This window comes from Pseudoalteromonas sp. QJM3NY_12 (genome assembly GCF_056173165.1).
In genome coordinates this window covers 1014566-1027934 of record NZ_CM149661.1, presented here as the reverse complement: position 1 = coordinate 1027934, position 13369 = coordinate 1014566, and the positions used below count along the sequence as shown (strand labels likewise).

Below are 13369 nucleotides of genomic sequence, written 5' to 3'. Positions count from 1 at the left end.
TTTTGTGAGTGTATCATAGCAATTGATCCCCTAGGGTATTTTTACACCAAGGGGTCAATCACTAAGAAAGGTTGTTTTAATATCTATCTTTAAACTTTAACCGTTTTACGATTAATACCGTAATCACGTAGTTTATTAGCTACTGCTGTATGACTCAGCCCTAGGCGCTTAGCTAACTGACGTGAACTTGGATAAGCTGGATAAAGCTTACGCAATAAGGTAGCTTCAAAACGCTTAACCGCTTGATCAAGCGAGCCCTCAAAATCAGACTCTAAATAGCCTAAATCATGGGTAAAGGTCGGCAGTTGTAAATGCTCAACTCGCAATTCACTGTCTTCTAACAAGGATACCGCACGGTAAATAGCATTTTCTAATTGGCGCACATTACCTGGCCATGGGTAATCTTGTAAAAACGTTAAACATTCTTCAGATAGCTCAGGCACAGTATGGCCATTTTGCTGCGCATATTTTTGAATAAAGTGTTCAGCAAGTGGGCCAACATCGGCTTTACGATCTCTCAGTGGTGCAATTTCTAACGTTAATACATTAATGCGATAGTATAAGTCTTCTCTAAATACGCCTTCTTGCACCATTGCAGGTAAATCTTTTTGGGTAGCAGCAACTATGCGAACATTTACTTTAACTTCGTTTTCGTCGCCTACTTTTCGAAACGTACCGTCTTGTAAAAAGCGCAGTAATTTAGTTTGGAGCTGAGTCGACATTTCACCCACTTCATCTAAAAATACTGTTCCACCATCCGCTTGTTCAAGTACACCGCGTTTAGGCGCTGCATTTTCTTCATATCCGGCGTAACCAAAAAGTTCTGACTCGGCAACATCATCTGGTAACGAGGCACACGATAAAGCAATAAACGGTTTTACTGAGCGGTTAGATGCATAGTGACAAGCTCGCGCTAATAACTCTTTACCTGTGCCGGTTTCACCGGTGATAAGAATAGGGGCTTCAAGTTGCGCCATTTTTCGCGCTTCGCGTACAACACGACGCATCGCCGTACTAAAATTGTGAATTGTCGCAAAGCTTTCTTGGCCATAGCGTCTAAACGCACTTACTTGTTGACCTAGACGGCTTTGCGATTTTATATTAATTACCGCACCCGCTAACACATCCCCCTCACTGCCTTGTGGTACAGCAATAGGTAAAATATCGGCAATAAAGTCTTCACCTGCCACTTCTACACGGGTAGTTTGCCCAAGTACTTCTTTGCCTTCTAACCAACGGGTAAAATTAAAACCTTTAAGTAAATTATTGATATTGGCGCCAATGACTTCTTTTTCTGTTAGCTGTAAGTCTTTACACGCCGCGTCGTTACACAAACGCACCCAGCCTTTAGCATCAATAGATATAACACCATCTGGCAGTGCTCTTAATAAGGTGTTTAATTCATTGTGCTCACGTTCAGAAGGTAAAAACGCGGTGGTACGTACATCATGAACACCATCAATCAATCGAATTGAAGGCATAATTTTTTGAAATTGTTCAAATTCAATTTCAGGAAAGCTCACATACATACGACAATTAACTGAGTCGACTTCAATTCCTTTCAAGTCAACATTGTAGCTAACTAAAATATTAAGAATCTCTTGAGCAATACCAACTCGGTCTGCACAGTGAATATCTAAACGCATACACCCTCAGGTAAGGAAAAAACTAATTGGCGTGAATAATACGCTAACTATGATTATCAGCATAGTTTATTGTAAAGAAATTTGGACGAAAAATGTTTTTTTACTCCCTAGAGCGCTTTTTCAAACACTTAAAATATTTATCTTAGCTGTTTACTAAAACTCGGGGTTATTACTTGTAAATATAGCCAAGCTAACTTTGTATAAATTATATTCTGCAATGAGCTAATCATTGCTGTGCAAACGCTAATATTTATTCATGTTTAATCTAAACGGTGATTATTAAAATAAAGTACTAAAGGTTAACTGTTGTTGAATAACTTGGTACCTGTAACCCCTGGTAAATAAAGCGGTTTTATATGTTTTCGATAGAGCTTAAAACCAATTAAAAGCTAGCTTTGCAAAGACAATATTACTTGTGTTGTTAAATATCTTTTTTGATAAGCTTAAGTGTTTATCGCAACAACCAGGGTTTTAGCGCCTAGTATTTAACAATTACATAACGGATGTGTGATAGCGCGCTCAACGCTTCCCCTCGTACAAAGGTCTATGTATACTTAGGCGCAATTGTAACTAGGATAAGGGTGTGACTCTTACCTAAACGTATAGCTGCGTTTAGCAAACCATTACCTTAGCTGCATAAAAAACACTGATGATCGAGCATTTATTATACTTTTAAAAAGTACCAATTTAGCTAAATAAAAAACCACAAGGTCATCAAAACAATAATGAATTAGGAAGTAAATATGAGTTCAAATTCTGACAGTGGCTGGTTTGGTCACCCTAAAGGACTTTCGACCCTATTTTTCACAGAAATGTGGGAGCGAATGAGTTATTACGGTATGCGAGCTATGCTCGTATTATTTATGACAGCAAGTTTACAACAAGAAGGCCTAGGATTTACCGTTGCTTCTGCTGCTGCAATTTATGGCTTATACACAGGTTCAGTGTACTTTTTAGGTTTACCTGGTGGCTGGTTAGCAGATAGATTATTTGGTGGTCAAAAAGCAGTATGGTACGGCGGTATCATCATCATGTGTGGCCACATTATTTTAGCCGTTCCGCATGAATATTCTTTTTTCATTGGTTTAATCTTTGTCGCAACGGGTACTGGTTTACTTAAACCTAATATCAGTGCCATGGTTGGTCAGCTTTATACTGACGAAGATGAACGCCGTGACGGTGGTTACGCTATTTACTACATGGGTATTAACTTAGGTTCTTTAATTGGTTACTACGTTTGTGGTTACTTTATGGAAAACGTAGGCTGGCACTGGGCATTTGGTGCAGCTGCTGTAGGTATGGCTATTGGTTTAGTGCAGTACAAACGTACACTTAATAACTTACCAGAACATAGCTCGTTACCTGCGAATCCATTAAGCCCTAAAGGTGCTTCACGCGCATGGGGCGGTATTGCTGCGTTTGTAATTGTTGTTGCCGGCGTGACTGCTGCTGCGATGACAGGCGCTATAGTTATTAACCCGACTATTGTTGCAGGTTACACAGCAGTTGTATTTACTGTTATCTTTTTCATCTACTTTGGCCTTGTTTATTTTAAAGGCAAACTAACCGACGCTGAAAAGCAAAGAATGTGGGCGCTGTTTTTAGTTTGTGTTGCTTCTGCGTGTTTTTGGTCTGGCTTTGAACAAGCGGGCTCTTCATTAAACCTATTTGCTCGTGACTACACAGACCGTCTTATTGGCACATTTGAAATTCCAACGACTTGGTTCCAATCTCTAAATTCGTTATTCATTATTGCCCTATCACCATTCTTTGCCGCTCTTTGGATTAATTTATCTAAGAAAATGGTATCGCCTACTTATAGCGTAAAATGTGCATTGGGCTTAGTTATTATGGCTTCAGGCTTTTTAGTTATGTTCATGGCAGCCCATTACGCAGCTGAAGGCTTAAAAGTAGCTCCTTACTGGCTGGTTACAACGTATTTCTTACATACAGTGGGTGAACTTTGTTTAAGCCCAGTTGCATTGAGTGCGGTAAGTAAATTATCTCCTCGTCGCTATACGGGTCAAATGATGGGTGTATTTGTACTTACATACTCAATTGGTAACGTAATTTCAGGCTTACTTGCTGGTAACTTTGATCCTAACAATGTTGCAGAAATTCCTAACCTTTACTTACAAATTGCATTATTTAGTATCGGTGTAGGTATCATCTTAGTACTGATGAGCTTCAAAGCTAAGGTATGGGAAAAACAAGGTTTAGAGCAAACCTCACCAGCCCAATAATTTAAATTAATCACAACGCGTAATTATGCGCTTTGACTAATGATATTAAATACCCCCTGCAGCTAACTGCAGGGGGTATTTTTATGGCTAACCTATTTGTTACAGCGTAATACATACTACACAATAAGTGGAGTTAGTGAATCAAACCCTCAGTATCTATTGTTTTGTTAATGTCGTAAGCAGCTAAGCTCAGGTTGAGTGTAAACAATAAAATACAAAAACCACTCTTTTTTTAGTGTATAAGAACTAAGAAAATAGATAAAAAAATAAATGTAAAACAAATTAAATCAGTAACTTAAATTTAAATCCCATACATTATTCGAGCTAACTAATTTTTACTTACCTAGGCTCGTATGTAAATAAATGTCATGCTTTGCTAACCGTCCCGTAAAATTTACACACGCGCTATTTACTAAATCACAACACCCTCTTCCCCAAAGCAGTAATCTAGTTAATCATGCAGGCAATACGATAACTAATAATCGCAGTGCTTAATTGCGGGAGTAATTATAATGAGTGAAGTAAATAATCCTTTAGGTTTGGTTGGTATTGAGTTTACTGAATACGCAACACCCGATGCCGATTACATGGACAAAGTGTTTACCGATTTTGGTTTTTCAAAATTAAAAAAATTCAAAGGTAAAGACATTGTTTATTACAACCAAAACGATATTCATTTTTTACTAAATAATGAACGCGACGGCTTTTCAGCTGAGTTTGCTAAAAACCACGGCCCAGCAATTTGTTCTATGGGCTGGCGTGTAGAGAACGCTCAAGCAGCGTTTGAAGCAGCGGTTGAGCGCGGCGCTAAGCCAGCTACTGATGCAGCTAATAAAGACTTACCGTACCCTGCTATTTACGGCATTGGCGATAGCTTAATTTACTTTATTGAACAATTTGGAGATAAAGGCTCTATCTACGATAATGATTTCGAAGATCTGAGCGAGCCAAACAAAGTAGAGAGTAAAGGCTTCTTACGTATCGACCACCTAACCAACAACGTATATAAAGGTACTATGGAAACATGGGCTAACTTTTACAAAGACGTGTTTGGTTTTACCGAAGTACGTTACTTTGATATTAAGGGCCAGAAAACAGCCCTGCTTTCATATGCATTAAAATCACCATGCGGTACCTTCTCTATTCCAATCAATGAAGGTAAAGGCAACGACAATAACCAAATTGATGAATACCTAGGTGAATACAATGGCCCAGGTGTGCAGCATTTAGCGTTCTTAACTGACGACTTAGTAAGCTCACTAGATAAGCTTGATAAATCGACTATCGCTACTTTAGATATTATTCCAGAGTACTACGATACTATTTTTGACCGTGTTCCATGGGTTAAAGAAGACAAAGAAAAAATCCGTGAACATCAAATCCTTGTTGATAGCCAAAGCGAAGATTGCTATTTACTGCAAATTTTCTCTAAAAACTTATTTGGTCCTATCTTCATTGAAATGATTCAACGAGTTGATGATGGCGGCTTTGGTGAAGGTAACTTCCAAGCGCTATTCGAATCAATCGAGCGAGATCAAGAACGCCGCGGCGTTTTATAAGCAAATAAAGTGACTTTAAAAAGCAGCGTATTTCGCTGCTTTTTGTCGTTTAATCGTAATTGAGAGGTAAAACTATCTCTCTGTGTGTTTAAATCGCGCTTTTCATCACCATATAGCTAAGTAATAGATGAAATTAACGGGTGCTATATTCTTATTTAATAAATTGATATTTATACTGATAAGCGCGACCAACTAAACCAAAGGAAATGTAATGAGTTTAATTAACGAAACCCATGATATAAATTTAACTAGCTGGGTAGCATCAGCAAATGATGCACAATGTGACTTCCCTATTCAAAACCTACCTTTTGCAGAAGTACGTCGCAAAAATAGCAATGAAGCTTTTCGTGGTGCTGTTGCCATTGGCGATCAGGTTATTGATTTAGCAAAAGTAAATGAACTCGGTATTTTTTCAGGTGACGCCCAAACAGCCGTTTCATCTGCAAGTAATCCGACTTTGAACGAGTTTATGGGATTAGGTGAGCAATATTGGTCAGCGCTTCGTTTAGCACTGTCTAAAGCATTACGTGAAGGCTCTGCTCATCAAGAGCAACTAGCACAAGCGCTTATACCACAAACCGAAATTGAATTTGCTCTACCGTGTCGCATTGGCGATTACACTGACTTTTATACATCAATTTATCATGCGACTGCCGTAGGAAGTTTATTCCGTCCCGATAACCCCTTACTACCAAACTACAAATGGGTGCCGATTGGTTATCATGGTCGCTCATCTTCCATTGGCGTGTCTGGGCAGCAGTTTCATCGCCCTAAAGGACAAACTAAAGCGCCAGATGCAGAAGTTCCTTCATTTGGTCCATGTAAGCGCCTTGACTACGAGCTGGAACTAGGTATTTATCTAGGTAAGGGTAATGAGCTTGGCGATGCTATTGCAATTGAAAATGCTGAAAAGCATGTATTCGGCTTTTGTGTTTTCAACGATTGGTCAGCACGTGACTTACAAGCATGGGAATACCAACCACTGGGTCCATTCTTAGCTAAAAACTTCGCATCAACCGTGTCTCCGTGGATTGTAACCACCGAAGCACTTGCACCATACAGAACAAGTTGGACGCGTGATGAAAACGATCCACAGCCACTAGAGTACTTAGAATCAATGGCTAACCGTGATCAAGGCGCATTTGATATTCAAATGGATGTTAAAATTCAAACGCAAAAAATGCGTGATGAAGGCTACAACCCAACTCAAGTGTCTAAGTCTAGCTTTAAGCACTCATACTGGACTGTAGCGCAAATGGTAACTCACCATACCGTAAACGGTTGTAACTTTATGCCAGGCGATATGCTGGGCTCTGGCACGCAATCAGGACCTACTCATGAAGAAGCGGGTTCATTACTTGAGCTTTCTCGTGGTGGCAAAGAAAAAATAACTTTAAGCAACGGCGAACAGCGTAGCTTCTTGGAAGACGGCGACAACGTTATAATGCGTGGCTGGTGTGAAAAAGAAGGCTTTGCACGAATTGGCTTTGGCTCAGTGGAGAGCACCATACTACCAGCAAAATAATACATAAAATCAATAAACTAATAAGAAAGGGTTGCTGAATAAGCCGCCCTTTTTTATTAATTAAGCCGAAGTTACAATTTTTTTCTGGCTTTTTTAGTTCAAATTGCTATCTTAAATCCGTTAATAGCCAGTGTATATGTAACATGCCTGTATTTATAAAATCTTTCTTTCATAAGCATTTTCCAGCTCGTCAGCTGCTTATTCGCCAAAATGGTGAAGTAAAGCATGTTGTTTTGGCGCCTTGGTTACAGGTTTCTGTGCTTGCTATTATTTTCATTGCTATTGCATGGATCAGTATTTCGAGTATCCGTGTTTACATGCAAACACACCAAATTTCTCATATCGAGCAAACTCAGCTTGATAAGCAAGTACAATGGCAACAAAAAGTAAAGCAACAGCAACAACGCTACGCATTGCAACAAGAGCAGTTAGCTGAACTAGAACAAAAACAAGCTTTATTACAAGGTATGATTGAATCACTCCCAGCTTCTATCAGCAAAGATGTAATAAAATTAGAGGGTGAGCTTGAATCTTCTCCTATTAATGAGAACGAAAGCGAATTTCATGAGCCGCTCGAAGAAGATAAAACACAAAATAAGCATGCACAAAACAGTTTAACCAGTTTTGAGCAGCGCTACATCATGCTAAATCAGCAATACGATACTAATTTCACGTTATTGGCTACGCAGATTAATCAACGGCACAATGCGATTATAGAAATACTTCAAGGCACGGTTCTTGAGAGTGCACTGGCGCAACATCTAACATTAAGCACACAAACAACGGCGCAAGGTGGCCCGCTAGATATACTCGATGAAAGTAAAATACCAAGTACTTTTCTTGCCATTGCCGATAAGTTATTGCTGTTAAACCAGCTTGAGAGCTTTTTAACGGCGTTGCCAAACACTCTGCCTCTGCCTGCTGCTAAGTATTACATTTCTAGTAATTTTGGGCTTAGAAAAGACCCAATGAATAAAAGGCGCGCTTTTCATAAAGGTATCGACTTAGCTGGGTGGCATAAAACAGAAATTTTTGCCCCTGCCGATGGCATTGTTCTTCGTGCAGGCCGTAATGGCGGGTATGGTAACTTTATAGAGTTAGAGCATAAAAACGGTGTTGTAACGCGCTTTGGTCACTTAAACAAAATTAATGTTAAAAAAGGTCAAGCGATCACAAAGCACGATGTCATTGGCTTAATGGGCAGTACCGGAAGAAGTACAAGTACTCATTTACACTATGAAGTATTAATAGACGACAAGCATGTCAATCCACTAAAAATAACAAAGGCGCTTTCTCGTGTTTGGTAAAAATAAACAAGTAAAAACAGACTCATCCATTAAGCGAGTGAGTCACACTCCCTCAATCATTTCTAACGATGTGCGTATAACGGGCTCTTTAGTAAGCCAAGGCGAAGTGCAGCTCGACGGACGAATCGACGGTGACATTAAAGCCGAACATTTAGTAATAGGCACCTCAGGTGTTGTTGAAGGCGTTGTTGAGGCAAGTAGTGTTGTTGTTAAAGGTAAAATTATAGGCTCTTTAAATGCAAGTGAAGTAAAAATTGAAAATAATGCTCATGTACTTGGCGATATTTTTCACGACACCCTGAGCATAGAAGCAGGTGCTATTATTGAAGGCAGTTTAAAGCAACGCTTTGAAAAAGAAGTCATTGAACATACCAAAGATAAGCCAAAACCGGTTCACGATGTAAAAGCCATTGTTGATAATGAAGATAGTGGGCTTTCGTTTGTAAATAAGCAGCCTGCAGCTAAAAGCTAGCTACATTAGTTTATAATGGTTTAGCCTGCCTGTTTGGCTAAACCATTAATCACCTCTTTAAAATCCCGTTAGCGGCTTATACACTTACTTTTTCTGTGTTATATACATGGTTATGTCTGCGGTAAAAACCAGTTCGTTACGCGTATTGTAAAGCTTTACCGGTACGACTAAATCTTCTTTATCAATCCATTGATGAGGCAAGTCAATCTCAGCGATAGCAGTAACATCAGTGTCTACCTTAGCCAGGTACTGTACTGTCATTCCCTTAGGGATCCAACGATGGGTTTTATAAGGTACCGTTGCATCAACCATCACCCCCGCACACAGCTCAGCCAAATTACATTGTGCGATAGCGTGAATAGTGCCAATGTGATTGTGTACACGGCGTGTGTTTTTAACCACAGCACTACAGTGCCCTGCTTTTAAATCTAAAATAGTAGGTTTCATAGAGCCAAAGTAAGGCGCTTTAAAACATACGGCTTTACTAAACAGCCAGTTACCAAACGGCAGCTTTTTAAATTTATGCCACGTTTTTATTAATGCAGACTCATTACTCATTATTGTTTTTCCATTGTCTTTGCTTAAAAAGCAAATTAACACATCGGATCAGTTTAAAGAAGTGTGATACTTAAACAAAAATAATCATAATAAAGTTAAAAGTAGGTAACATGTCTGATGCATCGGTCATAAGCCCTTTCTTTTTCATCAGTCGCCACTTAAAATACCGACAAAAGGAGACCTGATGCAAACACAGCCCGCTAAACCAAACTTAATTTTATTACTGATCTTAGCGTTACTCGTCATTTTTTGTCCTATGGGCATTGATATTTATTTACCTGCCTTTCCTACTATTGCAGAGCAATTTTCAGTGAGCGAAAAACAAGTACAGCAAACGGTGGCTATTTTTATGCTTACTGTTGGTTTGGGGCAATTAATTGCAGGCCCTCTTGCTGATCGTTTTGGACGTAAGCCGGTAGCCTTAACCGGTGTAACTTTGTATGGACTGGCGGCATTAGGCGCATACTATGCTCCTAGCTTTTTAATACTGATGTTTGCTCGTGCAATTCAAGGGTTAGGCGCATGCGCCACCTTTGTTGTTGCTTTCGCAATAGTAAGAGATAAGTTTGGTAGTGAACGCAGTGGCCAAATAATTACCTACCTAAACGGGATCGTGTGCTTTATTCCTGCTTTAGCCCCCATTTTAGGTGCTTGGTTAACCGTGCAGTTTGGTTGGCAAATGAACTTTCTATTTTTAACTGGTTTTGCACTATTGGGATTTATTGTCACCTTATTTCTATTTAGAGAAACCAGGCCAGCAGACAGCTATTACCAAGGGCATATCTTAGATTTAAGGCGCTTTATCCCTATTATTTCAACTCCGTTATTTTTATTTAATAGCTTGTTATGTATGGTCACTATGTCAGCTATATTAGTATTTGTAACACTGGCTCCTGGTTGGCTTATTACTGAGTTAGGTGGCAGCGTAGCCGACTTTACATTTTGGTTCTCGCTCAATGCAGTGCTTAGTATTCTTGCTAGCTTTATTATGCCTATTTACATTAAACGCCAACCAAAAAGAGCTCTAAAAGCAGGTCTTGTGTTGTTAGTGAGTGCAGGCTTACTGATGCTAGTATTAAGCCAATATAAAACCCCATTAGCATTAATGATCCCTATGTTTATTGCAGCCTTTGGTTTTGCTTTGACACTTGGCTCTGCTGCTGGGCGTGCTTTGAGTTTATTCCCTAAACAAGCTGGCACCGCCTCAGCTCTTTTGGGAGCGATGCAAATGAGTGGAGCAAGTTTATTGGTATTTATTACTCAATATTTAAATTTATCAACACCCGAGCTTATAGGCACACACTTTTTATTATTAATTCCCTTTTCTTACTTACTGTTTCGTTATACTAAATATGCCTAATAAAATACGTTTGCTGAGCCTGTGAATAGTAATCACCACAGGCAATTAGCACTGTAGTTAAAACTCTTTACCAAGCGGGCAATATGCCCGCTTTTTATTTTTCTATATGCTTGATAACATTAACTACCAACCTCTTTTGAATCAAGTGCAATGATCAATCCTGACTTTTTACTCTCATTTTTACTCGCCAGCTTCTTAATGGCCGTTGCGCCTGAACCATCAAACGCGTTTTTAATGGCACAAACATTTGCTAATGGACGAAAAGCAGGTATGCAGAGTGCTTTTGGCTTTGCGTTAGGTGGCGTAGTACATACATTTTTTGCGGTTGTCGGTTTAAGCGCTATTTTAAAAGCCTCTGAAACTGCCTATGCCAGCGTACAATATGCAGGTGCAGCCTATTTATGTTACTTAGGGTTTATGATGCTTAAAGACACCTTTAAGCCCCCCATTTGCGAGCAAGAAGATAAGCCTCATGTTACCACCAGTAAAAACAAAAACGTGATGTTTCAAGCTATGATGACCGAAGTACTAAATCCTAAGGTGGCTTTGTTTTTTATTGCTTTTATCCCACAATTTGTAGACCCTAGCTTGTCATCTGCAACTTTTCAGCTGGCGTTTTTTGGGCTACTGTATCCAATCTTTGCTTTTCCTATCGACTGCACGTATATTTATTTCGGCGATAAAATAGCCCAGTTTTTTAAAAGTCACCCTAATAGCCAACTTTGGATAGATAGGTTCACAGGCATTGTATTTATTGCCTTGGCTATCAATTTATTACTCTAACTAATAAGAATCAGCATGGACCAAAAAATACAATCTCTTCCAGCTAAGAAAAACATAGCCCTTGTTGCACATGATGGAAAAAAAGCCGCGTTAAAATTATGGTGTGAAAAACACACTCCAATGCTAAGTAAACATAAGCTATACGGCACTGGTACAACCGGACATTTAATAGAAAAAACCACCGGTTTGAATGTCGTGCAATTACTCAGTGGACCTATGGGGGGTGATCAGCAACTTGGTGCTAAAATAGCGGAACATGAAATTCATGTGTTAATCTTTTTTTGGGATCCTCTGGCATCTCAGCCGCACGACCCTGATGTAAAAGCATTGCTTCGTTTAGCCGCAGTGTGGAACATTCCTGTTGCTTGTAATGAAGTAAGCGCTGATATGTTACTAAGCTCTCCCCTTATGGACACCGAGTTTGAGCGTTCTTTGCCAGATTACGAAAAGTACCTCGCAACCCGACAAATCTCCTTATAACAGCTTATTTATAAAGCATACTCGCCCATTTAGTCAGACCAGCGGTGACACTGCCAAAGTGATCACCGTTAACCATTTTAATATCGCCTAAGTGGGTTTTTAAAGCCGCTTTGATCAGTGGTGATTGCGCGCTACCACCCGTTAAATAAATTACATCTGGGGTGGTGTTAGCATCTGCAATGGCCTGTTTTGCTAATGTCACTATTTGGCTAATACTGTCGTCAACGGCTAATGCTAATTCATTAATAGAGATATCTTTATCAAGTGATGAATCTAAAAATGTTAAATCACAATTAAAGTTTTCAGACGAGCTTAGTGCAATTTTTGCCGCTTCAGCTTGTTGAACTAATTGATGCCCTTGCTTATTTTGCTGTAAATGGATGAGCCGTTTATATAAATCGGGAGCACTCACATCGCGTAGCTGTGCACTCAGTTCACGATAATGCTGAGCACTATAAAACTGGCTTTGTAAATTCACATCGTTAATTTTACATGCTTGCCAAAATGCCTGATTAGGTAATGGTAAACCCGATTTAAAAGTACTGCCTAAGCCAAGTAACGGCATTAAACCATGATAGCTCAGAGCAATATCTAAATCATTACCGCCTACTCGCTTTCCGCTATGTGCTAAAAAGTCTGCGTCTCGTTGTTGTTTATTCCTAAAACTTGGCCCCATTTGTACAAATGAACAGTCACTTGTACCACCACCAATATCTATTACCAGCACTTTTTGGTCTTGCGTTAAATCACTTTCATAATCAATCCCGGCGGCAAGTGGTTCATATAAAAATTCCACATCTTTAAAGCCGGCTCGGTTTGCTGCGCGTGTTAAAATACCCACGGCTTGTTGGTTTGACTGCTCACCACCAACCGCTTGAAAATTCACTGGGCGACCAATAACAGTTTGGCTCAGCGTATACCCTAACGATAATTCAGCACGTTGTTTTATTTTTAAAATCATTGCTGTGGCAATATCTTCAAAAAAATTAATTTGTCCTTGCTTTAAACCAGTAGCGCCAAAAAATGATTTAGGGGATTTTACAAAATAACCTTCTTCAGGAAATTGCACATATTCACTAATCGCCTCTCGGCCAATAAATAGAGTTTCGTCGCCGGCTTGTAGATCTAGGTCTGATTTAATTCGCGGGAGTGTATTAAGCAAGGGTTGGCGCGCGGTTTTATAGGCATGCTCATGCTCTGAGCCCTGCAAGTGCTGCGCAACAAAATCAACGACTAAGGCGCTATGATGAGTGTATAAAGTTGATGGAAGATAATGTTTGCCTTGCTCTAAAGGAATAAGCTGAACACGCTCTTCGTTTAAAACACCCATAGCACAATTAGAACTACCATAATCAAAACCAACAAACATAGATCACCAAACATCACTAAAAAGGCCGCGCAATTTAGCATAATTGCTAAAAAATATATACTGAATT

Annotated in this window: 11 protein-coding genes; 8 read left to right on the top strand and 3 right to left on the bottom strand. The window is 39.4% G+C overall.

The features are described 5' to 3' along the window. Positions 1–89: 89 nt before the first annotated feature. Positions 90–1646: a transcriptional regulator TyrR gene (gene tyrR / locus AC0VZ5_RS04810; RefSeq protein ID WP_008109548.1), complete on the bottom strand. Its 1557-nt coding sequence runs from the start codon at positions 1644–1646 to the stop codon at positions 90–92. A gap of 743 nt (positions 1647–2389) precedes the next feature. Between tyrR and AC0VZ5_RS04805 the strand changes: the two genes are divergently transcribed. The 5 genes from AC0VZ5_RS04805 to AC0VZ5_RS04785 all read left to right on the top strand — a co-directional run bounded on the left by AC0VZ5_RS04805 (position 2390) and on the right by AC0VZ5_RS04785 (position 8752). Next, positions 2390–3889: a peptide MFS transporter gene (locus tag AC0VZ5_RS04805; RefSeq protein WP_198522267.1), complete on the top strand. Its 1500-nt coding sequence runs from the start codon at positions 2390–2392 to the stop codon at positions 3887–3889. Positions 3890–4401: 512 nt separating this feature from the next. Further along, positions 4402–5448 (top strand): 4-hydroxyphenylpyruvate dioxygenase, encoded by a 1047-nt coding sequence (gene hppD, locus AC0VZ5_RS04800; RefSeq protein WP_076918939.1) that lies wholly within the window; start codon positions 4402–4404, stop codon positions 5446–5448. Positions 5449–5659: 211 nt separating this feature from the next. Next, positions 5660–6973: a fumarylacetoacetase gene (fahA, locus tag AC0VZ5_RS04795; RefSeq protein WP_475474480.1), complete on the top strand. Its 1314-nt coding sequence runs from the start codon at positions 5660–5662 to the stop codon at positions 6971–6973. A 143-nt stretch (positions 6974–7116) separates the two neighbouring features. After that, positions 7117–8280 (top strand): M23 family metallopeptidase, encoded by a 1164-nt coding sequence (locus AC0VZ5_RS04790; protein ID WP_475474479.1) that lies wholly within the window; start codon positions 7117–7119, stop codon positions 8278–8280. Beyond that, complete coding sequence (locus tag AC0VZ5_RS04785) at positions 8270–8752, top strand: bactofilin family protein (RefSeq protein WP_178955509.1); 483 nt, start codon at positions 8270–8272, stop codon at positions 8750–8752. The genes AC0VZ5_RS04790 and AC0VZ5_RS04785 overlap by 11 nt, the downstream gene beginning before the upstream one ends. An 84-nt stretch (positions 8753–8836) precedes the next feature. Here AC0VZ5_RS04785 and AC0VZ5_RS04780 read toward each other — a convergent pair whose 3' ends face one another. Further along, complete coding sequence (locus AC0VZ5_RS04780; RefSeq protein ID WP_008109556.1) at positions 8837–9310, bottom strand: hotdog fold domain-containing protein; 474 nt, start codon at positions 9308–9310, stop codon at positions 8837–8839. Between the two features lie 184 nt (positions 9311–9494). Between AC0VZ5_RS04780 and AC0VZ5_RS04775 the strand changes: the two genes are divergently transcribed. The 3 genes from AC0VZ5_RS04775 to AC0VZ5_RS04765 all read left to right on the top strand — a co-directional run bounded on the left by AC0VZ5_RS04775 (position 9495) and on the right by AC0VZ5_RS04765 (position 11933). Then, the gene (locus AC0VZ5_RS04775) at positions 9495–10670 is read left to right on the top strand and encodes a multidrug effflux MFS transporter (RefSeq protein WP_198522272.1); all 1176 of its coding nucleotides are present in this window, start codon (positions 9495–9497) and stop codon (positions 10668–10670) included. A 150-nt stretch (positions 10671–10820) separates the two neighbouring features. After that, entirely contained in the window at positions 10821–11453 is a 633-nt protein-coding gene (locus tag AC0VZ5_RS04770) for a LysE family translocator (protein ID WP_475474478.1), read from the top strand. A 15-nt stretch (positions 11454–11468) separates the two neighbouring features. Next, positions 11469–11933, top strand: coding sequence for a methylglyoxal synthase (locus tag AC0VZ5_RS04765; protein WP_008464686.1), 465 nt, complete (start codon positions 11469–11471; stop codon positions 11931–11933). A 4-nt stretch (positions 11934–11937) separates the two neighbouring features. Here AC0VZ5_RS04765 and yegD read toward each other — a convergent pair whose 3' ends face one another. Beyond that, positions 11938–13302, bottom strand: coding sequence for a molecular chaperone (gene yegD / locus AC0VZ5_RS04760; RefSeq protein ID WP_475474477.1), 1365 nt, complete (start codon positions 13300–13302; stop codon positions 11938–11940). Positions 13303–13369: the final 67 nt, after the last annotated feature.

Bases quoted from the DNA above. Each gene is read 5' to 3' on its own strand.
- AC0VZ5_RS04765 (WP_008464686.1), top strand. From the start codon at position 11,469: ATGGACCAAAAAATACAATCTCTTCCAGCTAAGAAAAACATAGCCCTT.
- AC0VZ5_RS04775 (WP_198522272.1), top strand. From the start codon at position 9,495: ATGCAAACACAGCCCGCTAAACCAAACTTAATTTTATTACTGATCTTA.
- AC0VZ5_RS04790 (WP_475474479.1), top strand. From the start codon at position 7,117: ATGCCTGTATTTATAAAATCTTTCTTTCATAAGCATTTTCCAGCTCGT.
- AC0VZ5_RS04770 (WP_475474478.1), top strand. From the start codon at position 10,821: ATGATCAATCCTGACTTTTTACTCTCATTTTTACTCGCCAGCTTCTTA.
- tyrR (WP_008109548.1), bottom strand. From the start codon at position 1,646: ATGCGTTTAGATATTCACTGTGCAGACCGAGTTGGTATTGCTCAAGAG.
- hppD (WP_076918939.1), top strand. From the start codon at position 4,402: ATGAGTGAAGTAAATAATCCTTTAGGTTTGGTTGGTATTGAGTTTACT.
- fahA (WP_475474480.1), top strand. From the start codon at position 5,660: ATGAGTTTAATTAACGAAACCCATGATATAAATTTAACTAGCTGGGTA.
- AC0VZ5_RS04780 (WP_008109556.1), bottom strand. From the start codon at position 9,310: ATGAGTAATGAGTCTGCATTAATAAAAACGTGGCATAAATTTAAAAAG.
- AC0VZ5_RS04805 (WP_198522267.1), top strand. From the start codon at position 2,390: ATGAGTTCAAATTCTGACAGTGGCTGGTTTGGTCACCCTAAAGGACTT.
- yegD (WP_475474477.1), bottom strand. From the start codon at position 13,302: ATGTTTGTTGGTTTTGATTATGGTAGTTCTAATTGTGCTATGGGTGTT.